A 25,840-nucleotide genomic window follows, 5' to 3' on the forward strand; every position below is an offset into this window, starting at 1 on the left:
CGTAGCCATACATTAAAAACCTCCAAAGTCATTGATTTTGGAGGTTTTTTGGTTTTTATTTCTCATGTATTCCAAACACGATATTATAAGAAGGAAATCGCAGTTTAATTATCATAAAATGCCTGATTCAATTGGCATATAATTAAGATTTGTTTAATCTCAGATAGCAATATTGCTAATTTAATGTTATCAGTTTAAAAAAAATCCTACACAATAGAAAAATCCATTGTGATCTTAACTTCTTTGTTTCTAATGATTTAAAATTTACTAAAATTTTAGTTAACATTTTTTTTGCAAAAAAATCGATTAAAATTTTTGCTTTAATATTTTTAATTTACTTTTGTTCTATCAAACTAGTAGAATTTAAAAGAACTCAGTAAAATAAGGATTAAAGACTAAAATACATTTTCATTTTTGAACAAGCAACAACCATTTTTCGATTTATGTCTTATGAGTTATCGCTGTTAAAATTTCTTCAATCTCTAATTTCTCAAATTTTCAAATAAGATGGATCCTTAAAATTTAGGATTGAAATCTTACAAAGACCAATTTAAATAATAGTAATCCAAAATAAAAAAAAATGAAAAAACGAATGTGCTGCAAATAAAAAAACCATTTCTGTTGCAGCAGAAATGGCAAAGCTTAAAGAAATTGTTCATCTCTGTAAGGAAAGCGAGAATGGAGTAAATCCTTTTCGACTTACCTTATTTTTTAAACCAAAACAAAGTAATGAAAAAAAAATTAAATAGATATGCATGGATATGCATTTTGTTGATTTCCATAGGGATTAAGGCTCAGGAGACCAAACCTTTAATCCAATCAAAACTCGAAGGAACAGTAATAGATGCTGTTACAAAGGAGCCTATTATTGGTGCTTCAATAAACATTAAAGGAACGACACACGGTGTTTTAACAGATTTCGATGGTAAGTTTTTTTTCCAGACAGGACAAAAACTTCCTTATACATTAATCGTAAGTTTTCTGGGATATAAAAAAACAGAAACGGTAGTTACTGAAAATTCAGTTGTTATTGGTCTTACTCAAGAACAAAATGCGTTATCAGAAGTAGTTGTTACCGCACTTGGTATTTCAAAAGAAAAGAAATCTTTAGGATATACTACACAATCACTTAAAAATAAGGATTTGGTAGATACAAAAGAAACAAACTTTTTGAATAGTCTTTCAGGTAAATTAGCGGGTGTACGTATTACCAATTCACAAGGAGATATGGGATCTTCACGTATTATTATTCGTGGAGAAACTTCTATATCAGGAAATAATCAGCCATTATTTGTGGTAGACGGAATTCCGGTTGATAATTCTCAGTTAAATTCTCTTGCAGGAGTTGCAGCTTCACGTGATTTTAAAAATGCAATTGCCGATTTAAATCCACAGGATATTGAAACATTAACAGTATTGAAAGGTCCAAATGCGGCTGCTCTTTACGGTTCACGTGCTGCGCATGGTGTTGTCCTTATTACTACAAAATCAGGAAAAAGTCAAAAAGGACTTGGTATAAACTTTAGTTCAGGTATAACGATCTCTCAAGTGGCTACTTTACCTAAGTTTCAAAATTCATTTGGACAAGGTTCAAACGGAAAGTTTAGTTATGTAGATGGTAAAGGTGGCGGTATTAATGATGGAGTTGATGAAAGCTGGGGACCTAAATTAGACGGACGTCTTATTCCTCAATTTTATTCAAATGGAGAAGCTGTACCTTTTGTAGCTCACCCTGACAATGTTAGAGACTTCTTTCAAACAGGTATTACGCTTGATAATAGTATTTCTGTAGCGCAATCAAATGACAAAGCAGATTTCCGTTTAGGAGTAAATAATCAAAAACAAACAGGAATAGTGCCTAACAGTGAAATAAATAAAACAAACTTTACTGTTAACTCTAATTATCAAATATCTAAAAATGTAAAAGTAGGGGTAACGGCAAACTATGTTGTTACTGATGCTCCGGCATTACCGGGTGGTCCATCTGGTGGTCGTGCTGCGGGTGTAATGTTACAGTTTCTTTGGTTCGGACGTCAGGTTGATGTCAATCAACTTCAAAATAACAGAGATGTCAACTGGAACAACAGTTATTACAGCAATCCATATTGGAATGCTTATTACAACACAACCAGCCAACAACGTAACCGTTTAATTGGTGATATCCATTTAGATGCAAAACTTGCAGACGGACTTAACTTTAAATTCCGTACCGGAGTTGATTACTATAACGATCGTAGAAAATACACGATTAAGTATGGTACAAACGGAACTCCTTTCGGTTCGTATGCTGAAGATGCGTATACAGTAAGTGAAAGAAATACGGAAGGTATTTTTACTTATACTAAAAAACTGAGCGATGATTTTAGTTTGGATGCTCTTGGCGGATTCAATATCCGTAACCACAGTGATGCAAACAATTATCAAAAAGCGCCTCGTTTGGCTGTGCCTGATTTATATACATTAACTAATTCGAGAGATCCTTTGGCTTCTTCAAACTCAATAGCAAGATTAAGAGTTTATAGTGCTTATGCTTCAACACAATTTGGTTATAAAAACTATGCGTTTTTAAACCTTACAGCACGTAATGACTGGTCATCGACATTACCAAGCAGCAACCGTTCTTATTTCTATCCTTCTGTTAGTGGAAGTTTAGTTTTATCAGAAGCTTTAAATCTGAAAAGCAATACACTTGATTTCTTAAAATTACGTGGTGGTTGGTCTGAAGTAGGTAACGATGCAGATCCGTATCAATTGTCTACAGTTTATAATTTTCAAACTGCATTTGACGGAAATCCGATTCAAACTTCTTCACAAAAGAAACTTAATCCAGACCTTAAACCGGAAACTACACGCTCTACTGAAATTGGTTTAGAAGCTTCTTTCTGGAAAAACAGATTGCATTTTGATGCGGCTTATTACAACACGGATAGTTTTGACCAGATTTTGGAAATTAAAACAACTGCTGCGAGCGGATATAATTCACAATTAATCAATGCAGGAAAAATCAACAACCATGGTATTGAAATTCAGTTCGATGGAACTCCTGTTCAAACTGAAAACTTCAAGTGGAATATTGGCGTAAATTATTCAAAGAATATAAGCGAAGTAAAAATTCTTGACTATGATAAACAGATTCAAAACTACACAATTGGTTCTTCTGGAGGAGTTGATGTATTAGCATCAGTAGGAGAGGCGTATGGCGCACTTTATGGTACAGCTTATTTACGTGACGGAAATGGAAATATTGTAGTTGGTGCAAACGGATTACCGAAAGCTGATCCGCAAAAGAAAGTATTAGGACATTATACTCCGGATTATATAGCCGGTGTTACAAACACAATAACATACAAAAATCTTGAATTTTCATTTTTAGTTGATGCAAGTGTAGGTGGAGAACTTTTTTCAGGAACAAACAGAACAGGTAATTATACAGGTGTGTTAGCTCAAACGATGGAAGGTCGTGATGCTGCTAATGGCGGATTAAACTACTATCTTGATGGAACGACGAAAACCTTATTGCCTGGAGGAAGTGCTCCAGGAGGCGCGGTGGTATATGATGATGGAATGATCTTTAAAGGAGTATATGCTGACGGAACTCCAAATACTTCAGTTCTTAGTGCACAGGAATATTACAAAGCATCTTACAACATTAGTGAAGCCTACATTTACAGCTCAACTTTTGTAAAATTAAGAGAAGTAAAATTGGCGTACAATTTCAATAAATCATTTGTTAAGAAACTGGGATTAGCAGGAGCAAGTATTACTGCTGTAGGTCGTAACCTGTTCTTCATTTACAAAGATGCACCAAATATTGATCCTGAAACAGCTTTCAATACTGGAAATGCACAAGGTTTGGAGAGTTTAGCTTTACCAACTACCAGAAATTTCAGCCTTAATGTTAATCTTAAATTCTAAAACACAAAATCATGCTAAAAAAGATAGCTTATATAACTCTATTTGCATTGTCACTGACTTCTTGCAGTGATACGCTGGATGATATTAACAAAAATCCAAATGCAACAGAAACTCCATTAGCACCTTATTTGTTAACTGGAACATTAAAACAAGGCGCTGACTTATATTGGGGATCAACAAATAACTTTGATTCATCTTTGTTATTTGTGCAGCATTGGGCTAAAATCCAATATACGGAACCGGACAGATATGATGTGTCAAATACTTCGTTTACTACTTTGTGGAATACGGGATATGCAACTTTAATTACAGATTTAAATACGATCCTGAATTTCCCTGCAGATCAGGCAAATTCAAATTATAAGGGAATTGCATTGACTTTACGTTCATGGACATTTTTATTGTTGACAGATGCTTACGGAAGCATTCCTTATAAAGAAGCAGGTCTAAAAGTAACACCGGCATATAATACTCAAAAAGAAGTATATACAGGATTACTGGAAGATTTGACACAAGCTCAATCATTGTTAAATACATCAAACGGTGCCGTAACGGGTGATTTGGTTTATAAAGGAGATATTGCAAAATGGAAAAAATTTGTGAATTCGCTTCGTTTGCGTATTGCATTGAGAATTTCTGACAGAGAACCTGCTTTAGCGAAACAAGCTGCAATTGATGCAACAAGCGATGCTGCAGGCTTAATTAGCAGTAACGCAGATACTTTTAAATTTACTTACATCAGTTCACCTCAACAAAATCCGGCTTCGGCATGGTTTGAAACCAGAGATGATTATCGTATTTCGAAAACTTTGGTTGATAAATTAAAAGCATTATCAGATCCGCGTTTACCGGTTTATGCTCAGTTGCCATCAGATGCAACCGTGGGTACATACGTTGGTGGTGCGAATGGATTATCGAACAGTGATGCTAATAGCCAGGGATTTGCTAAAACATCAAAACCGGGTACTTATTTCCTTACGTCTACATCGCCTGCTGTTATTGCTTCTTATTCAGAAACATTGTTCAATCTTTCTGAAGCAGTTGCCCGTGGTTATATTGCCGGAGATGCAGAACAACTTTATAAAAGTGCAATTACAGCATCGTTCAATCAATTTAGTATTACTGATGCAACAGTTATTTCTAATTACCTGAATCAGGCAATTGTGAAGTATGATGCAACAAATTATGCAAAATCGATAGGTACACAAAAATGGATTGCATTCTATGGTCAGGGTCTTGATGCTTTTGCTGAATGGAGAAGACTTGACTATCCTGTATTGACAGCTGGTCCTGCTACGGTTTTGGATGGAAAGATACCTTCGCGTTTCTTTTATCCAGGTACAGAACAGTCATTAAACGGTACTAGTTACCAAGCGGCAGTATCTGTTCAGGGAAAAGACTTGCTTACTACAAAATTATGGTTTGATGTAAATTAAACTGCATCCCGAAAGAGATACACAAATCTGTTCCCCCAATGATATAAATATCTCGTTCGGGATAAAATAACCAACATATTTTACAAGCAAAACGAAAAAAGCTAAATCGAAAGATTTAGCTTTTTTTTTGATCCTTTTTATGCAATTTTTCATCCTCAAAATAATCGAAATCATTTTGAGTAATATTATATTCATAATTATGTATTGTTTATTTTTTCTACTATTTTTTTTACAAATTTAATTTATTTTATGATAAAAAATAAATTAAGCTCATTCGCAAGACTTTAATATACCCAAAAACGTATTTTATTACCCCCTGTTAAAATCATTATTAGTCATTTTTGTAACACAAATTATGAATGGATTTAATAAATCCTGAAGTGATTTTGTCAAACTAACTATTAACCAAAAATGACAAACCGAAAATGACAAACTTTACTAGGATCAAAAAAAGTCCTAATAACGTATCCGGATTTAATTTAAAAAAGAAAATGCTCATGTTATGTGTATTGTTTTCTTTATCTCAAGTTCATGGATATGCTATTGGTTCTGAAAGTACAACAGTGCTAAAAAATGTAGGAGAACAAAAAAACATTAACGGACAAGTTAATGATGAAAATGGCATGCCGCTGCCGGGAGTAACTATTTTAGAAAAAGGAACAAGAAATAGTGCTTTAACAGATTTTGACGGAAAATTTACTTTAAAAACAGAGAACGAAAACCCAGTGTTAGTATTTTCCTATTTAGGATATATAACTAAAGAAGTTACTTTAAAGGGCGAAACTATCGTTAATGTAAAACTACAAAAAGCTACAACTTCATTAGAAGAGGTTGTTGTAGTTGGTTATGGTAAAATGAAAAAAAAGGATTTAACGGGAGCAATTGTTCAGATAACACCTGACAGGCTGGCAAACCAAAATCCGCAAACGGTTCAGGATATCCTGAGAGGAACTCCCGGTATAAACGTAGGTTACGATCCTTCTGCAAAAGGAGGAGGGAGAATGCAAATTCGTGGACAAAGTTCTGTTTATAATCCTAATAATGATGGTGTGCATAATTCACCACTTATTATTTTAGACGGAATGCAGTTTTATGGAGAGCTTTCAGAAATTAATCCTGATGATATCGGCTCGATCGATATTTTAAAAGATGCATCGGCAGCATCTGTATATGGAGCGAAAGCGGCAGCAGGAGTTATTATTATTTCAACCAAAAAAGGTAAGGCCGGTAAGCCTGTCATTAGTTTTACTACAAACACGACGACTACCCGTAAGAGTGCCTATCGTAGTGTGTATTCCCCGGAAGGGTATTTAAAATACCGTGAAGATTGGGAAACTTCTGCAACTTATGGTGGTAATGCAACAACTGGCGAATACGGACCATGGATGGTAGGAACAGTTGCTAATGGTAAACCCGGATATTTTTCAAATCCTGAGGATTTAGGCAAGTGGGGTATTACTCAGGATCAATGGTTAGCGTACCAGCCAGCTGCACAAACAACAGGAAAAAGCACGAAGGAAGTATGGGGAAATCGTTTAGGTTTGAATTTCGATCCTTCGCTTATGGCTAATTTCCTGGCAGGAAAAACACACGATTGGAGTGACAGCTCTTTTAGAACAGGGATTAATCATGACAATAATTTGAGTATTTCCGGAGCAGGCGACAAGGTAAATTATTATATGTCTTTCGGTTATTTAACTTCGGAAGGAGCTATTGTTGGAAATGATTATAAATCAGCTCGTTCCAATATGAAAGTAGACGCTAAAATTACGGATTGGCTTGATTTTGGGGTAAATGTTAATTTTCAGGATCGTTCAGATGGAGATGTTACGCCTTCTTTAGATACACGTTCCGGTTTTAATAATATGATGAGAACCAGTCCGTTTGGAACTTTTACAGATGCAAATGGCAACTACGAAAGACAGCCGATGGGAAAAAATGTTTCGGGACAGAATTATAATTATTACTACGACCGTCAATTTATTGAGAAAGAGACAGGATATACCACATTGAATACCATTTTTAATACAAAGGTAACTTTACCTTGGGGCATTACATATTCATTTAACGTTGCTCCTCGTTATCAATTTTATCATGATCGTTATTTCGAATCGGCACAAAATCCAAATTGGGCTGCTGCTACCCACGGAGCAACCAGAAATAATAGTACAAGATTTGATTATAACCTGAATAATACATTAGCGTGGGATTATACAATTGCTGCAAAACACCATTTTATATTGACGCTTGTTCAGGAAGCTGAAGAACGTCGTTATTGGTCAGATGGAATGGATGCTTATAACATTCTGCCAACGGATGATTTAGGATTTCACAATGTTTCTACTGCAACATTGGCGAATAGTAAACTTAGATCAGAAGATACACATCAAACGGCAGATGGTTTGATGGCAAGACTTTTCTATTCGTTTGATAATCGTTATATGCTAACAGCAACTGTTCGTCGTGATGGTTATTCAGCATTTGGATCTTCAAATCCTTATGCCGTTTTCCCTTCTATTGGGTTTGCATGGAACTTTAAAAATGAAAAATGGTTTAACTGGGATCCGATGTCTGCAGGTAAATTACGTGTGTCTTGGGGTGAAAATGGAAACAGATCGCTTGACAATCCATACATTTCTTTGGCAAACTTAACAAATACAGGGACAATGGGATATTTAGATGCTTCAGGAAAACCTCTTGAACTGAAGTATTTATCACTTGATCGTATGGCAAATAAAAATCTGGAATGGGAAAAAACAAGATCAACAAATATTGGCCTTGACTTAGGTTTCTTACATGATCGTGTTACTGCTACTATAGATGCTTACCAAAAGATTACCCATGATATGATTATGAGCCAGTCCCTTCCTGGTTTTACTGGTTTTTCATCAATTGCAACCAATCTGGGAGAGGTTGAAAACAAAGGTTTTGAATTGAGTCTTAGCACGCTTAATATGAAAAGACCAAACTTTGAATGGCGTACTACACTTGGTTTTTCATACAATAAGAATACGATTAATTCATTGTATGGCAATATGGTAGAAGTTAAGGATGGCAATGGTAATGTCGTTGGAACTAAAGAGGGTGATGATTCAGCCAACGGATGGTTTATAGGCAGATCGATCACTCAAATTTGGGATTACAGAATAACCGGAATCTGGCAAAAAGACGAGTGGAAAGAGGCTTTAAAATACGGACAGCGTCCCGGAGATCCAAAAGTTGAAAACAGCTATACCGGAGACGATGTAGATGCGGTAGATGCAAATGGAGTTCCTTATAAAAAAGCGGTTTACAATGAAAAAGATAAACAGTTTTTAGGAGATAAAACGCCTCCTGTACAGTGGTCGCTGCGCAATGATTTTAAGATTTATAAAAATTGGGATTTTGCTATAAGTATGTATTCCTATATGGGGCAAAAAGACCTTAATTCAGGCTATATGAATACTTTCAATGATAGCAGTTTGTATAAATTCAACTTCAATCCGTATGTAAATCCGTATTGGACAGTTGATAACCCAACCAATGATTGGGCGCGTCTTGATGCTAAAGGACCTGCCGGAACTCCGGTTGCACCAGGAAAATTGTATGATAGAAGTTTTATTCGTCTTGACAATATTTCACTGGCCTATTCTTTACCAAGAGATTTTTTAGATCGCGTACACCTTAAAAATTTTAAAATTTATACTTCGGTTCAAAACGTAGCAACATGGTCTGCTTCTAAACAATGGAAATATTATGGAGACCCGGAAGGAGATGTTAATAATAAAGGAGGATTGGCGACACGAACGTTTAATTTAGGTTTTAATGTACAACTTTAAAAATTATTCAATAATGAAAATATATATAAATAATAAAATATCAAGACTGTTGCCTCTTATAGTATTGGCTACACTGTCTGGTTCTTGTTCAAAAGATTTTCTGGATTCAGACCCGCTTTCGTTTTACAAACCTGAAACTACATTTAATACAGAAGCGGGGTTGCAGGCAACTTTAGCACTGTGCGATAAACAGTTGCGTAATAATTATATTCACTTTAATGCTGCTGGTGTTAGTGTGCCCATTGGTACAGAATATCTTTTCTCTGATATGGCACAATATGGAAAAACGGATACGGCTGGTAATATTGCTGATTATGCTGCTACTGTCGTTCCTACCGGAACCTATCAAAGAGAGGTAGGCGAATCAATTTATCTTGGTTTTTACTGGACTGAAGCCTATACAGGTATTAAGAATGCTAATACTGTATTATCCTATATTGGTAATGTGACAACTTTATCCGAGGAGGTTAAAAATAAATATATTGGGCAAGCTTATTTTCACAGAGCATACCGTTATCTTAATCTGGTGTATCAATTTGGAGATATACCGTTGGTTACTAAAATTTTGGAGGCTCCAAAGCAGAGTTATTATTCTACTAAAAAAGAAGCCATCATAGAAATGATTACAGCAGATATGGAGAAAGCTGTACAATTCGTGCCAGAACAATCAAAAATAGGATATGTAGGTATGGTTAGCAAAGGAGCATGCCGCCAGTTACTGATAAAATGTTATTTGGCATCTGGTAGATTTGCAGAAGCTGAAGCACAAGCAGATATTCTTATTAATCAATCGGGGTATTCTTTGGTGCAAAACACTTTAGGAATTTTTGATCCGGGAGGAAATCCTACTGCATGGCCAATTACCAGAAATGTCATCTGGGATTTGCACAGACCTGAGAACAAGGTGATTTCTTCTAATACAGAAGCTATATTGGTTGCACCAAACGGAGGAGCACAATCATTTTTATCGTTTACTTCAATGAGAATTTTTGGACCTAACTGGAATGATGCTAATTTAATTACGCCTGATGGTAAAACAGCAGCACCGCGTTTTCCATTGACAGATAAAGTCAATTATAATGCAAAATATGATTATCAAAGAGCACTAGGGCGCGGTATTGGTACTATTAGTGGTTCTTATTATTCACAGCATCCTATGTGGGTTGTGAACGGTGTTGAGGACAATCTGGATCTTAGACATAACAGTACAGTTGGAAACTGGGTGCACATGACAGATTTAAAATATGCTCCCGGAGCAGGTGGAAGTGCAACTTGGGCTGGACAAAATTTTAGAATGAAGGATGCAAATGGCAAACTGTTAGCACAAGATTCTATTCGTGATTGGTTTGATTTTCCTCATTATAAAATCTTTTTACACGATGTTGTGGCAGAAGGTAATCCGGCCGCAAATGATTTTCAGGGAGCGAGTTCAGGATCTACTGCGCATTTGTACATATATCGTTTAGCTGAGACTTATCTATTGCGTGCAGAAGCGCGTTTTTATCAAGGTAATGCTAGTGGAGCAGCTCAGGATGTAAATGTTGTAAGAGCAAGAGCAAAAGCGTCACAAATGTATGGTACTGTAACTATTGGTGATATTTGTGCAGAAAGAGGAAGAGAACTTTATCTGGAAGAATGGAGAAATGTAGAGTTAAAACGTATTTCGCACTGTCTGGCCCTTAGCGGAAAACCAGATGAATGGGGTCATACGTACAGCATAGCTAATTGGGATAAACAATCCGGAACAGATGCAGCCGGAGGAAGTTATTGGTACCAACGTATTATACATTATACCCTATACAACAAATATCCGGCTGGTATTTCTATTAAACCGGGCGTAAAGTTTTATACGATGGACAAACGTAATAATTACTGGCCAATTCCGTATAGACTTGCTATTGAGCCAAATATAAAAGGTCAGTTAAGTCAGAACTTTGGTTATGATGGTTACAATGCGGGTGTAAAAGTCTGGGATAAATGGCAAGATGCCGTTGAAGATGAAAGTAAAATTTAAATCTATATTTTGGACTAAATCGAGGATTTAAATAAATGATCAAATAAATAGCTTTATAATATTCAAAGAAAGCTAAAGTAAAAACGAGTTAATATTATTCATTTAATATTTAACTCGTTTTTTATGCTGTCTTTTTTCTGTTTCCAATACAGAAATTAAAAAATACTAAATCGTTAATTATTAACGGATTGAATACAGTGTAATTTTTTGATGTTTTTTTTAGCGATATTATTTTTTAAACCTTAAAAATATGTACAAAACGCATAAACAGGATTTTTGTGTACCTAAAATCGTACTTTTTTAACCCTCTTGCTAATGGTTATTAAGCAACTTTGCAATATCAATTACTAATTGTATTGCTATCGATTTTGAGAATTATAAAAGTTTTCTTTTTCAGTATCAAATGATTGTAATTGTAATTTACTAACCATTTATTATTTACTAACCTTAACATTTTAAAAATGAAAAAATTATTAAAATTAACAAGTTTGCTATTTATTACAGCATTAGTGTTTAATTCCTGTGAAAAGGAACAAGATTTAAATGAGCTGCAAAGCACTAAAAAAGATGCGCCTGAAGTTACTAAAAAAGAAGCCGCTTCGTCTAGTGCCGCGTTAGAAACTAATGTTGCAGCATTAGGAACCGCCGGAGCAAGAACGATTACATTGCAGACCAATACACTATCGTGTCCTGGTGGTTTGTGTACATCGTATGGTGTTTGGTCAGAGGGAGTTTACACCGTTTGGTTCCAGATGAAATTTAATTCCGGATTTTATTGGAGCAGAGGTGGAAAATGCGGATATGGTATATTAATTGGTGATCAAAATACCGGTGGCGATCCGGGATGGGATGGAAATGGCGGTAGTGCCAGATTTATGTGGTATTGCCCAAATGGATCAAACTCTGCCAAAGGAAGCGGGGCTTATCTTCAGCCTTACGTTTATTATAAAGATCAGCCAGGACAATTTGGTAATGATTTTGGAAAGAAATACTACATACAAGAAGGAGTGACCTATAACTGCCAAATATCTGTGAAGTTAAATACCGGATCAAATACAAACGGATACGTAAAATATTATGTAAATGGAACCGAGATGTTAAATCAAACCATTCGTTGGGTAACAAACGATGCTAAACGAAATGTTAATGCGGTAAGTCTTCATACATTCCGTGGTGGTAGTCAGGAATACTGGAAAGCTCCTGTAACAAGTTCTATTTATTATCCAAGTGCATCCTGGGATGCTCAATAGTGAATACATGCTTTAAAACAAAAAGCAAATAACAATAGAAATTAAATAGTTTAAAAATTCCATAACAAATAGAAGATATTCTAAATACTCTTAATTAGGGCATTAAAATTTTCTTCTGTTGTTATGGATTTTTTTTGGATAACAGGATCTTATATTAGTAAATCATAATCTATTTTTACAAAGGACTATTTTTAAATTTAATTTTATTCAAATCAATAATATCAGCTTCTTGTCTGTCCGTTTCGTATGATATTTTTATTTCATGTTCAGATACAAATTCTATTTCCTTATCACATCCCATAGTACAGGATTCTACAGTAATTGGAAAATATAATTCTTTATTCTTGTCATATCCAATGATGTTATTTCGAAAATAAGAAACAATTTTAAAATCGGCATTTTCAATCACTTGATCATCATCATAATCTCCATTAAATTGAAATAAATTTTCAGAATAATAAGTGCTTCTTACAATAGTGGGATAAAAAATTTCAGAACCTCCAGGGTAATTATCTTTATACCATTTATGCTCAAAGTTGGTATAATAATTAATGTCTTTTTCTTTTTCAGTTGGCTTGTAAATCCATTTACTTTGATTAGCAAACTCGTATAATTCTTTCTTGATTATCATGTTATGCTCTAAGGTTTCATTTTCTGAGAATGTACCATCAACAAATTCTCCGGATCTCAGAGAATTTTCTCCAATATATTCTAATGTGTAAAATTTTAGCGTATTCATGTTTAACATTATAAAGCGCAAATACAAACTAACATCGCCATTACCCATTGGAGACTCTTTTGTTGCAAATAGAAAATAATCTATATTTTTAATTTTTTTTCTTAAAAAGTGTTGTCGATGAATTTTGACATGACTATATTCTCTTTTTAACAAAGTATCGGTTTGAATTAATTCTAAGCCTTCCTTGTTTTTTTTAAACTTTGAAACGATAACTGCGATTTTATCTCCAGCCAGCAAAAAATTATTATCGTCGCTGGCTTCGCTACCTGATATTTTAATTATTTCATTATTATCCGGGTTACTAATCGAGAATAAAGTTATCGGTTTTACTATTTCATCGCTATTTTCTTCAGTGTTTTGTTGTATGTTTTCCTTCTTTATTTTGTGGTCAGAAATCTTTTTGTCATTCTTACAAGAACAAAAAGTGATGATAGATAAGAGAATTAGAGCTAGTTTGTTTTTAATCTGTTTCAATTAATTTTTAGTTTTTGGTTGTCTGAAAGATAAAATTTATTTTATAATTTAAAAGTATCCAAAGTCTTTTTTAAAACGATTTTAAAATTTTATAATTGGTACATAAAATTTGCTAGTTTTACTGAAAAACAAATTGTGGTAAAAAAAATACTATTTCTGCTAATAACTGTACTAACATTAATAAGCTGCAAACAACAAAATGATGAGAATAAATCTTTAGATGTAAAAAAAGAGAATAGTAGCAATTCAAAATACCTTTCAAAAAAGGAGAAAGATACTGGCAGTACTATGCAGGTTGAAAAGACTGAAAAACTTTCTGAACTTCTTTTCAAATGCAAAGAAAATGACAATGGTATTTCAAGATACGACGACCCTCTAAATAAAACATGTGTATGCAATGACAGTACATTTAACAGTGCATACAAAATATTTTATGATGAATCGCCGGATTACATTCAGGATAATTTATTGAAAAAATTACCACAGAAAAATTCAGTCTGGAAAGCTGCTGATGCAGAAGTTACCTATAGCTGGATTCTGCAGGATACATTAAAAATAAATATGTTTTTTCAGGGCGGTGAAAACAATTATATCTTTTATAAAAACAGTGATAATAAAATGGAATACAAAGAATATTTATCGCTGCCATAGTTTTAATATTTAATCACAACTTAAACCATACAAATCTAATCCGCCAAGAAGTATGGTGTTAAATTTATTATTTTTTTGCTGAACGAGAACTCTTCTTTCAGGGAATTTACATTTTGATAGTTTTGAATTTTTCCCCCATAAAAAATCATCATTATAAGCAAAATATGCCGGACCAATATTAGCAAAAACTTTTACTCTGGTGGGATCTGTATCACTATATCTATAAACCAGACTATCATCCATTTTTTGGATTTTATTTTGAACAGCAAAATAGTTCTTTCCGTAATTTAGTTGCAATGGTTTGATGGAGCAGAGAATAGGTTTACCATTTTTGGCTGTATCAAAATTTTTAAACGTCAAACCAATAAAATTTTCTCTACAATCGTCAATTCTGCAAACTACTTCATCGACAGTTACTTCAGAAAATCCTTTGGTTCCGTAAACATAGTATTTTGGCTCGATAATTTTCTTAATCTCCTTTTCTAATTCTTTACTTTTAATAAGTTGAACGATTCCTAAAGTATCATAATACTCAAATTTTCTAACGTTTAAAGATGCATGTTTATAAAAATCATTTTCTAAAGAATCCGTTTCGTTTATTCTGGTGTAGATTTTTTCATATTCAGCATTTTTACCGGAATCAAATATTTCAACAACTATTGCAGTTGTATTATTTGCCAGATTATAAACAGGATAAATTGTGTTATCTGTAATTTTTGCTTCTATTTGTTTAGTATCGTCTGCTACGTTTTTTAATGGAATATTTCCAACTTTATTGTTTTTTTCTTTACAGGAAATAAACAAGGAAAATAAAATAATAAGGATTAGAGTAGTTGTTTTTTGCATTGATGATTTTTAAATATTGTATGATTAAAAAAACAGGAAGATGATTACTAACAGCAATCTATAATATCTACTGCTTTTTTTAGTTTTTTTGAATAACCAATATAAGTGGTATCTTCTTCTCCAAGCGAAATCGTGAATAAAGGTGTTTTATTATTTTGACATTCTATAAAAGCATCATAATTTATAAATCTCTCTTTTGATTGGCCAAGAACGTCATCCTTTTTTATTTCATTTTTATCAGATATGTCAGTAAATGATTCAACACTTAATATCTCTTTTGCTCTGTTTAGCATATATTTTTCAAGTTCCTCATCACTTTTAATATATTCCAAATCATAACCATTTATCAAATGATAAGTATCGAATGATTTTTCATATATCATTTCACCACCATTATTAAAAATTTTTAATACCGATGTTGTTTTATTTATATTCCCTTTGGGAACATTTAAGGTAAATTTATCATCAGTTGATAAATCTGAAAATTTTGTAAAGAGAGAATCTCTAAATTCTTCTTTGATTGTTGTATTACTAGCATTAAAATATACTGTTTCATGTACTTTTACGGCAGAACTTAAAGTATCTGTTGGTTTTATATTTTTTAAACTATCGTTTGCAACTACAGTTTTTTCGGATTGTAGCTTTTCATTACGATTGCAGGCATAAAGAAATAAAATTGATAAGAAACAAATTAGCGTATTTTTAAGCATCAGGTTTTATCTTTTGGTTGTTTTATAATTTCTTGTAATGTCAGTTTACTATCTGGATTTTTATCAAAAAATCCCATTTAGTTTTGGTGTTTTATAATTGTTTTTAGCGCTTCTTTTAGCGAATATAACAAATATTATTAAAAAGATTCTTTATTTATTTTGAGAGATATTCCAGATCTGTTTTGATATGATTTATAATAAATTGATATAAGTTTAATTCGGCAAAATGGCTACAATTAAAGGCATTTTGGCGAATTAAAACGGTGTTGTTTTATCCAATTTTGCAATACTATTAATTAAAATATAAAAACATGAATATATACACTTTTATCAACGACTGGATTGAAGCTGGTAATACTTTCGACACCTCAAAATACCTGAATTTCTATTTGGTTGATGCCGTTTTAGACGATCCGTCTGTTGGTCGAAAGTTTTTGGGACATGAAGGAATCAAAGACTATTTTAAAAGCTATTTTATTGGTTACAATACACATACTGAAATTGTAAGTTTGAATATTTCAGAAGAAGATCAAGTGTATCTAGAAGTAAAATTTACTGGCAATTTTCCGGAAGGAGAAATTGGAGGAACTTTTGAAATCACCTTTAAAAACAATAAAATCTCCTATTTAAAAGCAGATTTAATTCACTAAAAATAAAACCCAGGCAAAACTAATTTTCATTGCTTTCCAATCTTTTATATTTTTAATGAATAATATTTCGTTTATTACTTCTAAAAAAACAGATCACATAAATAAAAACTCATGAGAAAAATGCTTTTTACTGTTGTTGGTTTTGTATTACTTTTTAGTTGTCAAAATAATAGCAAACCTGTGTTGAAGAAGCCTGTTTTAAAAGTAGTTAAATTAGAAAATAGTAAATCTGATGATAATGAAGTTTATAATCTGGCATCGGTTGATACTTTACCTAAATATCCGGGTGGTATAGAAAAATTTCATGCTTTTTTAAAGAAAAATTATGTTATACCAGAAGAAGTAATTAAAAATGAAGCTCTGGGACATCCGGTTTTTGCAACTATTAAAATTGAAAAAGATGGAACCGTGTCTGAAATAGAAATTATTCGGGATTTTGGTTATGGATCGGGACCGGAACTAAAGAGAGTTTTGAAATTATCCTCAAACTGGGTTCCGGCGATAAAAGACGGAAAACCAGTAAGATGCTTGTATAGTATACCATATTATGTTTATTAAGTAGAATAAATTTCGGTAATTCTAAATGTAATATAATCAATAGCGAAATTAAAATATAATATATACTTTTATTAGCTGAATTAAATTGACTAACACACTAACCACATGAATTCTCAAAATCAAAAAAATGACATAAACCGACGCAAATTTTTACAAAGAAGCGCAAAACTCGCAGCAGCCGGAATTTACTTGGGAATGTTTGGAATGCCCACATTATTCGGAAATGAAATAATGGATAAAGATGGTACAGAAATTCCAAATATTAAGCTGAATAATGGACTAAAAATGCCAATGCTCGGATTTGGAACTTACGGTCTTAGGGGAGAAGTATGCCAACAATCTGTAGCTGATGCCATATCAACAGGATATCGCCTTATTGACACCGCAAAAATCTACGGAAATGAAGAAGCTGTAGGCAAAGGAATAAAACAAAGCGGAATCAATAGGAAAGAACTTTTTATTACCTCGAAACTTTGGGTTGATGATGCAGGTTATGAAAATGCCAAAAAAGGTTTTGAAGAGACATTGGCAAAATTAGGAGTTGAATATCTTGATCTCTACCTTATACACCGCCCGAGAGGTGATGTAAAAGGATCCTGGAAAGCAATGGAAGAACTTTACAAAGCAGGAAAAATCAAGGCTATTGGTATAAGCAATTTCGATTCAGACCAAATGGCTGATCTTTTGTCTTATGCGCAGGTAAAACCGGCTATAAACCAAATTGAAACACATGCTTATTATCAGCAAGGCAATTCATATAATGTATTAAAACAGCATAATATTCAAATGGAAGCGTGGGCACCTTTTGCAGAAGGCCGCAACGGACTTTTTACAAATGAAGTGTTTACTCAAATTGCCAAAAAATACAACAAAACTGTTGCTCAGGTAAATCTGAGATGGCATTATCAGCGTGGTATAGTTGCTATTCCCAGATCTTCGCAAAAAGCACACATTGTAGAAAACCTAAGGATATTTGATTTTAAACTTGATGATGCAGATATAAAAGCGATCGAAAAACTTGATTTAAATCGAACTCAGTTCCCGGAATGGAGCTAAAGCATAACTAACAAAGCCTGTTTCATAAGAAATGGGCTTTTTTTTTACTCAAAAAATAAAACTATCCGCAAATCAGCTCTACTGGAAATTCTGTAACATCCTGCTGAAATTTAATACTTCTTAGTCTCTTGTCATTTGTATCTTTAATAGTGTATTAAAACTATTATAAAAATCAAAAAAATAAAGTTATGGTAGAGATAAAAATAGAAAAAAAGAAACCTGTATGGCCTTGGATTGCAGTACTATTGGTAATCGGTGCAATTATATACTACATTTATTTTGTAGATCATCAGGTTGAAAGTGGAAACAGCGTAGAAATCGAAAACACTACAAGTACGCAATAGAACAAAACAACTGTAAAACAGACGGAATACTATTTTTCTTTAGCTGCTCAGGAAAATTTTAAAACTTCTTGCGCGTTTGCTTAAGAAAAGTGCTTAAAGAATTTATGAAAATTTAACTCAAACAGAATGGGCTGGTATTAACCAGCTGTATTGTAACGCAGTTAAATCTCAAAGGAATCTGAAAAAAAAATACTTAAAAAAAGAAATTATGGAAAATAAAAACAGAAATTTATATAGACTCGACGAGTTATCTGATTATAAAATTGCATCAAATTATTCTGATGTAAGAGGATGGAAAATAGTAGACGCTGACAACCGCACTATTGGTAAAATTGATAATCTTTGGGTGAATAAGGATATGCAGCGCGTTGTTTATCTTGATGTAAAAGTAGATAAAGAACTCATAGAGGATAACCGACATGAAGTGCATGATGTTATAGCGAATGATAGCAACAGAGAATTTATTTATAAGGAAGGAGACAGCCATATTATTATACCAATTGGATCTGTAAGTATAAATAAAGACACAAAAATTGTCATGGCAAACAGCATTGGATACGATACATTTAGAAATACAAACCGATACAACACTGTGCAAAATTTTGACAGGGAATATGAAAGAAAAGTAATGAAGTCTTATTATCCTGAAAATGATCCAGACTCGGTTTATTATAGTGATGATGACGGCTTTTACAACCGTAGAGAATTTGATAATAAATAGCACTGTTCATCAGATTTCCTACTGTTAATTAATAAATCACGATTATGGAAACGCAAATTATTGAACTGGAAAAAAAATACTGGAAGGGAATGGAAAATCATGAATATGAAACCGTAAAAAACCTTACTCAGTTTCCTTGTATAATTGCCAGTAAAAATGGTGTACAAAGTGTAGACGAATCTAAGTTTAAAAAGATGTTTGAATCCGGTGATGGAGACAAAATCAAAGTATTGAATATTTCTGATGTAGAAACAAAGTTAATTTCCGAAAATACGGCGATTATAGGATATATAATAGAATTAGGAATTACGGATGATAAGCAAAATTCTCCAACAAAATGTGCCTGCACTTCGACATGGATTAAAGAAAATGATAATTGGGTTTGTGCATTACATACAGAAGCAGAATTGTCTCAGCAATAGATTTTAAACATAAAAAATAAAAAAAAAACTCTAAATTATTGATTTAGAGTTTTTTTTGTAGCCATACAGAACAATTTTTATCCTGTCACTTTTAAAGATTCAATTTGTCCATCAACAATATCAAAATGAAAATTTAATAGTATTGGACTTCCGTCAAATGTACCTGAACATTCAGCTGATAAAACACTTGAAATACCATTTTCTTTATATTCAAGAGGTTTCATTACTGATCTGTATTTTTGGTTTGATTCTTCAATCCAATGCTGGATATTCGATTTTCCGTTATGGGTTTTGCCTTCGTCAAACACTTCGGCATTTTCAGAAAAACAATTGGTGTATGCAATGCTGTCAAAATTGTTCTGAGCATTAATCAAATCTGTTATTACTTTCGGTAAATTCATTTTTTTTAATTTTTTAATGTTATTAAATAGTTGGTACGGTTCCGCCATCGATTACAAATTCAGTCCCTGTTAAATAATTGGCTCTTGGTGAAACAAGAAAACCAACTAATTCAGCTACTTCTTCCGGCTGGGCAGGTCGGCCGTAAGGTATTCCGCCAAGTGCATCCATGACACTTTGTTGCGCTTCTTCTACAGTAATATTTGAATTTCTTGCAATCTCACCCAGCCAGGCTGTCGATGCTGTTGTATTTATCCATCCTGGCGAAACAGTCAGCACGCGAATACCCTTTGGCGTAACTTCATTGGATAAACTTTTGCTGTAATTTATTAATCCTGCTTTTGCAGCTGCATAAGGTAAAGTAGAATCAAATAGAGGCAGCTTACCCTGAATAGAAGCAATGTGAATAATAACACCACTTTTTTGATCTATCATTTGTGGTAAAAATCCTCTGTCAAGTCGGACAGGAGCGAACAAATTAGCCTGAAAAGTTGATTCCCAGTCTTCATCAGTTAACATTGAAAAACCGCCAGCAGGAGTTACTGAAGAACCAAGGTTGTTTACAAGAATGTCCAGCCTTCGTAAGTCGACAGCACTTCGCTAATTACTTTCTGCGTTCCTTCTGCTTTGCTTAAATCGGAAGGGATGAAATGCATATTACTGTTTTCATTTTCGGGAGCGTTCCTTGCGGTAATAATAACAGTTGCGCCAGCTTGCAGCAATCTTTCCGCAATTGCTCTTCCAGCTCCTTTTGTACCTCCGGTTACTAAGGTAATTTTGCCTGATAATTCATTTTGATAATCCATGATATATTCGATTTAAATTTCTTTGTACAAATCTCGGAAGTACGTTAATTCCTCACAAGTACGGAGTTACGATTCATATAGGGATAAATTTTTCCCCTATTGCACAGATTGGGATATACGTTTAATTTTGCAATATGTATGAGAGAAAAACAACACCGAACTTAAACTGCGGACTCGACCTTATTGGTGAAGTCTTATATGGTAAATGGAAGATTCGTTTACTTTGGTTTATCGATCAGGGACATAAGCGCCCAAGTGAACTACAGCGAAAAATTCCTGATGCTTCACGCAGAGTTTTAAACATTCAGCTTAAGGAATTAGAGGAGCATGAACTAGTCTCAAAGGTCATTTATCCTGTTGTACCTCCAAAAGTCGAATATAGCCTGACCGAATTTGGAAAAACATTAATTCCGGTAATTTCAGCTATTGGAAATTGGGGAGATGAACATGAGGCACGTTTACGAACCCTAATTTTGAAACGTTTAGAATCAAATCAATGATATCTTACTATGAACAATACATTTTCTGACAACAGCCAAATAGGCATCGTATCGACTTTCTCTGAACTTATAAATACCGATTTCAAAGATGAAATGAACGCACTTTGCTGGCACAGAAATTTAGATGGCGATTTTAACGAGATTGTAGCTCAATTATCTTTAGAAGAAAATATAACCGAAGTTCATCCGGAAGATCTAATCGCGCTCCAACTATCAGAAAAGGGGAGTATAGCAAGAGAAATAATTTTAAATGATCTACAATTATTAACTGATTTTGGCGCTTCGCCTGCTCTTAATTTATTGAAGTGTTACGAGCGTGATGATGAATTTGATTTCATATCGACAGATGTGTATTCGTTTCATGTCGATCGTTCGCCTATTGCAACAGATACTTTTTTATGTACCTATCACGGAGCGGCAAGTGATATTGTTTCTAATTCGCAAGCCGAGCAAAAAATCCTGATTCCGGAAATTCGAGCAAAGCTAAAAGAACTGCATGATGGACCAGAGGAAGAATTCGAAGATTTTTTGAAGGAAAATTATTTTGATTTGCATTATAAGATTCATCAGGATGCAGAACCTGTTAATTTAGGATTAGGAAATCTTTGGCGACTGGCCGTAGATCATCCAAAACAAAAAGTGCTGCCTTGTATACACAGAGCGCCAATAGAAAATGAAGGAGAATACCGATTGTTGTTGATTTGCTAGGGAAATTGTTGAAATAATGAAGCAGTAGAAACATAGAAACTTATATTGAAATTTTAGATCGCAGTAACTATGTTCAAAAAAACTAATTTCTTATCTTTGATATATGAACAAACAGACACCTTTTTCGGTATGTGGAGAATCATTGTCGGCTCCAATGCATATTTGCGGTTTTTTCGATTCAAGAGAACAGCAATATGAGGTAATTCTTCCTTATATTATGGAGGGCTTGGATGCGAATGATAAAGTCATTAACATTCTTGAAGGCAACCGTCACGGTGAACATTGCCGTTGTCTGGCTGATAATGGAATATCTATTACTGAAAAACTGTCGAGCGGTCAATTGGAAGTACTCGCTTCAGAAAACACCTATATCAAAGGCGGTGAGTTTGCTGCAGACAAAATGTATGATATGCTCGAAAAAACTTTATTATCGGCTTCAAGAGCTGGTTATGAAAGTGTCAGAGCTTGCGGAGATATGGTATGGGCTCTGAAGAACCTGCCTGGAACCGATGAACTTTTAGAGTATGAAGCCAGACTGAATCTGCTAACTCCAAAACATTCTTGTTCATTGATTTGTATGTACGATATCAGTAGTTTTAGTCAAAGTACACTTACCGATATATTGCTTACACATCCTTACGTAATCAAGAACGGAAAAATCAGCAAAAACGAACATTATGTAGAGCCTTTGGAATTTATTTCAAATCTTTCAAATTTTCGATCCAGCACGCTAAAATCCTAATAGATTATCTTTATTTCTCGCTAGTCCTATCTTTAGAAGAGTTTTTTTTGAAAGCTGTACGGAATGTCAACTATCGGAAGATTTCGAAAAATTTTGAAAAAAGAGCAGAATTTAGGTATTGTAAGAGATAACAAACCACATAATGTTAAATCATAGTTTTTCAAATTTATACATATTGAAATCGTCCGGATCGCCAATATTTACTGATAGATAATAGGGAGGTTTATTGCTCAGTAATCCTGAACCTGAAACTTCAAAGCTGCAATTGATTGTATAGCTTTGCTGCACACCATTTTTGTCTATATATGTTTTATCGATCCCAAAATCTTTATATCTTGTATTGCTAATTAATTGAACCGTTTTTACTTTCTGATTACCGCTTTTACCGATATGCCATTTACCAGAAATATCAATTGTTCGATTTTTAAAAAGATCGTCATCGGATATATAAAAAAAGTTAATTTTCTTTCCTGTAAAAGTTCCATCTTCATTTAAGGAGATTGATGCACCATCCTGAGATTTCCAGGTTCCAGATAATTCTATTGTATTTATTTCATTAGAACAGCTATTTAATAATATAGATAAAAATGAAATTGCTAAAATCTTTATAATTGCCTTCATATTAACTTGTTAAATAAATTTTATTGATACTTACTCAAATCGAGATTAAGAATAGTGCCTACTTTGCTAAACTCTTCATTAACCTTTGCATTCAGGACTAGTTGTTGATTGTGTATTGGATGATTAAAAATTAACTGATGTGCATGAAGCATCATTCCTTTGAGGTCAAAATTCTCCAGCCATAATTTATTTTGTTTGTTGCAACCATGCGGGCGACTTCCTAAAATGGGATGAAAAATATGTTTAAAATGTTTTCGTAATTGATGCATACGTCCGGTTTCAGGAATCGCTTCTACCAAACAATATCGTGACGTTGGTTTATTATTAAATTCTAATTCAACTTCGGCATTTTGCAAACGATGAAAGTAGGTTATTGCATTTTGTGTAATGTTATCATCATTCGTTAAATCATAATCAATCGTTAGTTCATCTGGAGACCAGCCACGTAAAATGGCTAAATATTTTTTTTCGACTTCGCGCGTGGCAAAACGATCATTCATAATTTTTAAAACGCCTGTATCCAAAGCAAATAACAAAACGCCAGAAGTTTTACGATCTAAGCGATGAATAGGATAAACGTGTTGCCCTATTTGATTTCTCAATTCCTGAATGGCATACACTTTTGCATCGCGCGCATAAAATGATTTGTGAACCAACAAGCCACTTGGTTTATTAATTGCGATAATATATTCGTCTTGGTAAAGAATTTCTAACATTGGGCAAAAGTAAAAGAGATTTCGATTGAAATCTCTTTTATTACTTTTTTATTTTGATACGTTTCTTATTTTAGATCTCTAACTATTTATCAAGTATGTTTTTATAAATTATTCCATCTTTTATAATCAACAATAATGTTTTGTCGTAGTCTTCAAGTATACTCAAATTTGCAATAGGATTTCCGTCTACTAATATAATGTCGGCATAAGCACCTTCTTCTATAACACCCAATTTGTTTGGATATGGATTACGTGGACCGCTCATAGTAAGTAATTCTGCATTTGTAGAAGTAGCCATTTTTAATATTTCATAAGGCTTGTACCAACGCAATAACTTTACAAGATCTCCTGCTCTTTTTACCGAATGCTCAGGTTCAAACAGACAATCAGTTCCAAATGCAGTTTTAATGTTATATTTTTTTGCAAAATTATATGCTTTATCAGTACCGCTCATCATAGTTTGTTGCTTGATACGATTTGGAGAACCATCAGCATATAAACTTTTACCTTCATCTATAAAAGGCTGCAGGCTTAACCATGCCTTTTTATCGGCTAACATTTTTGCTGTTGTATCATCAATAAGTTGAGCATGATCTATACAAAGTACTCCTGCACGCAATGCAGTTTGTATTGCTCTTGGTGTATAAGCGTGAACAGTAACATACGTACCCCAATTTTCTGCTGCATCAACAGCGGCTTTCATTTCTGCTTCTGTAAATTGAGATACATCTAAAGGATCATAAGTTGAAGAAACACCACCACCAGCCGCTAGTTTTATTTGTGTGGCACCAAGGCGAAGCTGCTCCCGTACACGTTTCAATACCTGATCTGGACCATCAGCTATTACACCAAAATTATTACGTTCGGTAAAATCAAGGCTTGCTGCGATATCTTTTGGGACAGCATTAGGCAGAAGAAAGTCACCATGACCACCGGTTTGGGAAATCATGGCACCTGAAGGATAAATACGTGGACCAATAATTAAACCTCTGTCTATCGCTTTTTGCAAACCACCTGCAGGACCAGCAAGATCTCTGAAAGTTGTAAAGCCCTGCATAAGGTCTTTCTCTGCAGATTTAATAGCATTTGCAGTAATGTATTCTATATCACTGTTCATTAGTTCTGTGATATTCATCGATTCCATCATGATATGTGTGTGGGCATCAATAAGGCCTGGCATCAAAAATTTTCCTTTGCCATCAATTATGGTAGTGTTTCCACTTTTATCAGTTGAGATTGGTGATGTAGAAATTTTGCTAATCAGATTATTAACAATTAAAATATTTCCATTAATTGTTTTTTCATCTTTACCATTAAAAATTTGAACATTGTTGATAAGGATTGTTTTTTGAGCCATTATATAAAATGAACTCAGTAAAATTGCAATTGTCAATAATTTTCGTTTTATAAAGTACATATTTATAATGAGTATTAAATTATTAAACTACTAATATAGTAAATATTGTGTTAAATTGTTGGTTTTCAGTGAGGAGTTCTTATGGAAAACTGTGAGAATGTCTCAGAAATCCGAACAAAGCTAAAATAACCTGATCACTCGGATATGTGCAACGATAGCGCGAAAATTCTTTTCCGTTTCTAATATTAATAAAACTGGATTTTCTTTTTTAATTCTGTTAAGATATACTTTGCGACACGGAGATTTCGATTGAAATCTCTTTTATGAGGTATTTATTTATATGCTTTTCTTTTTTATTCATATATATTTACCTCAATTTGGGTCATT

General features: G+C 33.6%; 22 protein-coding genes and 1 pseudogene. 15 read left to right on the forward strand and 8 right to left on the reverse strand.

All coding sequences use genetic code 11. The features are described 5' to 3' along the window. Positions 1 to 729 precede the first annotated feature (729 nt). The 5 genes from GKZ86_RS05980 to GKZ86_RS06000 all read left to right on the forward strand — a co-directional run bounded on the left by GKZ86_RS05980 (position 730) and on the right by GKZ86_RS06000 (position 12,433). On the forward strand, positions 730 to 3,915 hold the full coding sequence (locus tag GKZ86_RS05980) for a SusC/RagA family TonB-linked outer membrane protein (protein WP_154782190.1): 3,186 nt from the start codon (positions 730 to 732) through the stop codon (positions 3,913 to 3,915). Between the two features lie 11 nt (positions 3,916 to 3,926). Then, positions 3,927 to 5,351: a SusD/RagB family nutrient-binding outer membrane lipoprotein gene (locus GKZ86_RS05985; RefSeq protein ID WP_154782191.1), complete on the forward strand. Its 1,425-nt coding sequence runs from the start codon at positions 3,927 to 3,929 to the stop codon at positions 5,349 to 5,351. 425 nt (positions 5,352 to 5,776) lie between these two features. Further along, on the forward strand, positions 5,777 to 9,169 hold the full coding sequence (locus GKZ86_RS05990; RefSeq protein ID WP_154782192.1) for a SusC/RagA family TonB-linked outer membrane protein: 3,393 nt from the start codon (positions 5,777 to 5,779) through the stop codon (positions 9,167 to 9,169). Between the two features lie 13 nt (positions 9,170 to 9,182). After that, positions 9,183 to 11,183: a RagB/SusD family nutrient uptake outer membrane protein gene (locus GKZ86_RS05995; protein WP_154782193.1), complete on the forward strand. Its 2,001-nt coding sequence runs from the start codon at positions 9,183 to 9,185 to the stop codon at positions 11,181 to 11,183. A 461-nt stretch (positions 11,184 to 11,644) separates the two neighbouring features. Further along, a complete protein-coding gene (locus tag GKZ86_RS06000; protein ID WP_154782194.1) occupies positions 11,645 to 12,433 on the forward strand; it encodes a polysaccharide lyase in 789 nt (262 codons plus the stop codon). A 175-nt stretch (positions 12,434 to 12,608) separates the two neighbouring features. Here GKZ86_RS06000 and GKZ86_RS06005 read toward each other — a convergent pair whose 3' ends face one another. After that, positions 12,609 to 13,646, reverse strand: a complete 1,038-nt coding sequence (locus GKZ86_RS06005; protein WP_154782195.1) for a hypothetical protein — start codon at positions 13,644 to 13,646, stop codon at positions 12,609 to 12,611. Positions 13,647 to 13,781: 135 nt separating this feature from the next. Between GKZ86_RS06005 and GKZ86_RS06010 the strand changes: the two genes are divergently transcribed. Beyond that, a complete protein-coding gene (locus GKZ86_RS06010) occupies positions 13,782 to 14,297 on the forward strand; it encodes a hypothetical protein (RefSeq protein ID WP_154782196.1) in 516 nt (171 codons plus the stop codon). 9 nt (positions 14,298 to 14,306) lie between these two features. Here GKZ86_RS06010 and GKZ86_RS06015 read toward each other — a convergent pair whose 3' ends face one another. Next, positions 14,307 to 15,143 (reverse strand): hypothetical protein, encoded by an 837-nt coding sequence (locus GKZ86_RS06015; protein ID WP_154782197.1) that lies wholly within the window; start codon positions 15,141 to 15,143, stop codon positions 14,307 to 14,309. A gap of 47 nt (positions 15,144 to 15,190) precedes the next feature. Further along, on the reverse strand, positions 15,191 to 15,853 hold the full coding sequence (locus GKZ86_RS06020; RefSeq protein WP_154782198.1) for a hypothetical protein: 663 nt from the start codon (positions 15,851 to 15,853) through the stop codon (positions 15,191 to 15,193). A 311-nt stretch (positions 15,854 to 16,164) separates the two neighbouring features. On the opposite strand from GKZ86_RS06020, the gene GKZ86_RS06025 reads away from it, so the two are divergent. From GKZ86_RS06025 to GKZ86_RS06045, 6 genes are all read left to right on the forward strand, one after another. After that, on the forward strand, positions 16,165 to 16,503 hold the full coding sequence (locus tag GKZ86_RS06025; RefSeq protein WP_154782199.1) for a nuclear transport factor 2 family protein: 339 nt from the start codon (positions 16,165 to 16,167) through the stop codon (positions 16,501 to 16,503). 111 nt (positions 16,504 to 16,614) lie between these two features. After that, entirely contained in the window at positions 16,615 to 17,061 is a 447-nt protein-coding gene (locus tag GKZ86_RS06030; RefSeq protein WP_154782200.1) for a hypothetical protein, read from the forward strand. A 105-nt stretch (positions 17,062 to 17,166) separates the two neighbouring features. Continuing rightward, on the forward strand, positions 17,167 to 18,117 hold the full coding sequence (locus tag GKZ86_RS06035) for an aldo/keto reductase (RefSeq protein ID WP_154782201.1): 951 nt from the start codon (positions 17,167 to 17,169) through the stop codon (positions 18,115 to 18,117). Between the two features lie 188 nt (positions 18,118 to 18,305). Then, positions 18,306 to 18,461, forward strand: a complete 156-nt coding sequence (locus GKZ86_RS25225; RefSeq protein WP_194632454.1) for a hypothetical protein — start codon at positions 18,306 to 18,308, stop codon at positions 18,459 to 18,461. Between the two features lie 208 nt (positions 18,462 to 18,669). After that, a complete protein-coding gene (locus GKZ86_RS06040) occupies positions 18,670 to 19,182 on the forward strand; it encodes a PRC-barrel domain-containing protein (RefSeq protein WP_154782202.1) in 513 nt (170 codons plus the stop codon). 44 nt (positions 19,183 to 19,226) lie between these two features. Beyond that, positions 19,227 to 19,604, forward strand: coding sequence for a DUF4440 domain-containing protein (locus GKZ86_RS06045; protein WP_154782203.1), 378 nt, complete (start codon positions 19,227 to 19,229; stop codon positions 19,602 to 19,604). 77 nt (positions 19,605 to 19,681) lie between these two features. Here GKZ86_RS06045 and GKZ86_RS06050 read toward each other — a convergent pair whose 3' ends face one another. Both GKZ86_RS06050 and GKZ86_RS06055 read right to left on the reverse strand, forming a co-directional pair. Beyond that, positions 19,682 to 20,005, reverse strand: coding sequence for a nuclear transport factor 2 family protein (locus tag GKZ86_RS06050; protein ID WP_154782204.1), 324 nt, complete (start codon positions 20,003 to 20,005; stop codon positions 19,682 to 19,684). 22 nt (positions 20,006 to 20,027) lie between these two features. After that, positions 20,028 to 20,809 (reverse strand): annotated as a pseudogene (locus GKZ86_RS06055) (SDR family oxidoreductase). A gap of 134 nt (positions 20,810 to 20,943) precedes the next feature. On the opposite strand from GKZ86_RS06055, the gene GKZ86_RS06060 reads away from it, so the two are divergent. The 3 genes from GKZ86_RS06060 (at position 20,944) to GKZ86_RS06070 (ending at position 22,759) form a co-directional block, all read left to right on the forward strand. Further along, entirely contained in the window at positions 20,944 to 21,309 is a 366-nt protein-coding gene (locus tag GKZ86_RS06060; protein ID WP_154782205.1) for a helix-turn-helix domain-containing protein, read from the forward strand. A gap of 9 nt (positions 21,310 to 21,318) precedes the next feature. Then, complete coding sequence (locus tag GKZ86_RS06065; RefSeq protein WP_154782206.1) at positions 21,319 to 22,017, forward strand: DUF1826 domain-containing protein; 699 nt, start codon at positions 21,319 to 21,321, stop codon at positions 22,015 to 22,017. A 103-nt stretch (positions 22,018 to 22,120) separates the two neighbouring features. Next, entirely contained in the window at positions 22,121 to 22,759 is a 639-nt protein-coding gene (locus GKZ86_RS06070; RefSeq protein ID WP_154782207.1) for an MEDS domain-containing protein, read from the forward strand. Positions 22,760 to 22,909: 150 nt separating this feature from the next. Here the strand turns inward: GKZ86_RS06070 and GKZ86_RS06075 are convergent, their stop codons facing one another. The 3 genes from GKZ86_RS06075 to GKZ86_RS06085 form a co-directional block, all read right to left on the reverse strand. Next, positions 22,910 to 23,380 carry a hypothetical protein gene (locus tag GKZ86_RS06075; RefSeq protein WP_154782208.1) on the reverse strand — a complete coding sequence of 157 codons (471 nt, stop codon included), beginning with the start codon at positions 23,378 to 23,380 and terminating at the stop codon, positions 22,910 to 22,912. A 20-nt stretch (positions 23,381 to 23,400) separates the two neighbouring features. Next, positions 23,401 to 24,096 (reverse strand): pseudouridine synthase, encoded by a 696-nt coding sequence (locus GKZ86_RS06080; RefSeq protein ID WP_154782209.1) that lies wholly within the window; start codon positions 24,094 to 24,096, stop codon positions 23,401 to 23,403. 82 nt (positions 24,097 to 24,178) lie between these two features. Further along, positions 24,179 to 25,513, reverse strand: a complete 1,335-nt coding sequence (locus GKZ86_RS06085) for an amidohydrolase family protein (protein ID WP_154782210.1) — start codon at positions 25,511 to 25,513, stop codon at positions 24,179 to 24,181. Positions 25,514 to 25,840: the final 327 nt, after the last annotated feature.

The sequence above is a fragment of the Flavobacterium sp. LC2016-13 genome, assembly GCF_009707955.1.
Classification (GTDB): domain Bacteria; phylum Bacteroidota; class Bacteroidia; order Flavobacteriales; family Flavobacteriaceae; genus Flavobacterium.

Bases quoted from the DNA above. Each gene is read 5' to 3' on its own strand.
- GKZ86_RS05980 (WP_154782190.1), top strand. From the start codon at position 730: ATGAAAAAAAAATTAAATAGATATGCATGGATATGCATTTTGTTGATT.
- GKZ86_RS05985 (WP_154782191.1), top strand. From the start codon at position 3,927: ATGCTAAAAAAGATAGCTTATATAACTCTATTTGCATTGTCACTGACT.
- GKZ86_RS05990 (WP_154782192.1), top strand. From the start codon at position 5,777: ATGACAAACTTTACTAGGATCAAAAAAAGTCCTAATAACGTATCCGGA.
- GKZ86_RS05995 (WP_154782193.1), top strand. From the start codon at position 9,183: ATGAAAATATATATAAATAATAAAATATCAAGACTGTTGCCTCTTATA.
- GKZ86_RS06000 (WP_154782194.1), top strand. From the start codon at position 11,645: ATGAAAAAATTATTAAAATTAACAAGTTTGCTATTTATTACAGCATTA.
- GKZ86_RS06015 (WP_154782197.1), bottom strand. From the start codon at position 15,143: ATGCAAAAAACAACTACTCTAATCCTTATTATTTTATTTTCCTTGTTT.
- GKZ86_RS06020 (WP_154782198.1), bottom strand. From the start codon at position 15,853: ATGCTTAAAAATACGCTAATTTGTTTCTTATCAATTTTATTTCTTTAT.
- GKZ86_RS06025 (WP_154782199.1), top strand. From the start codon at position 16,165: ATGAATATATACACTTTTATCAACGACTGGATTGAAGCTGGTAATACT.
- GKZ86_RS06030 (WP_154782200.1), top strand. From the start codon at position 16,615: ATGAGAAAAATGCTTTTTACTGTTGTTGGTTTTGTATTACTTTTTAGT.
- GKZ86_RS06035 (WP_154782201.1), top strand. From the start codon at position 17,167: ATGAATTCTCAAAATCAAAAAAATGACATAAACCGACGCAAATTTTTA.
- GKZ86_RS25225 (WP_194632454.1), top strand. From the start codon at position 18,306: ATGGTAGAGATAAAAATAGAAAAAAAGAAACCTGTATGGCCTTGGATT.
- GKZ86_RS06040 (WP_154782202.1), top strand. From the start codon at position 18,670: ATGGAAAATAAAAACAGAAATTTATATAGACTCGACGAGTTATCTGAT.
- GKZ86_RS06045 (WP_154782203.1), top strand. From the start codon at position 19,227: ATGGAAACGCAAATTATTGAACTGGAAAAAAAATACTGGAAGGGAATG.
- GKZ86_RS06050 (WP_154782204.1), bottom strand. From the start codon at position 20,005: ATGAATTTACCGAAAGTAATAACAGATTTGATTAATGCTCAGAACAAT.
- GKZ86_RS06060 (WP_154782205.1), top strand. From the start codon at position 20,944: ATGTATGAGAGAAAAACAACACCGAACTTAAACTGCGGACTCGACCTT.
- GKZ86_RS06065 (WP_154782206.1), top strand. From the start codon at position 21,319: ATGAACAATACATTTTCTGACAACAGCCAAATAGGCATCGTATCGACT.
- GKZ86_RS06070 (WP_154782207.1), top strand. From the start codon at position 22,121: ATGAACAAACAGACACCTTTTTCGGTATGTGGAGAATCATTGTCGGCT.
- GKZ86_RS06075 (WP_154782208.1), bottom strand. From the start codon at position 23,380: ATGAAGGCAATTATAAAGATTTTAGCAATTTCATTTTTATCTATATTA.
- GKZ86_RS06080 (WP_154782209.1), bottom strand. From the start codon at position 24,096: ATGTTAGAAATTCTTTACCAAGACGAATATATTATCGCAATTAATAAA.
- GKZ86_RS06085 (WP_154782210.1), bottom strand. From the start codon at position 25,513: ATGTACTTTATAAAACGAAAATTATTGACAATTGCAATTTTACTGAGT.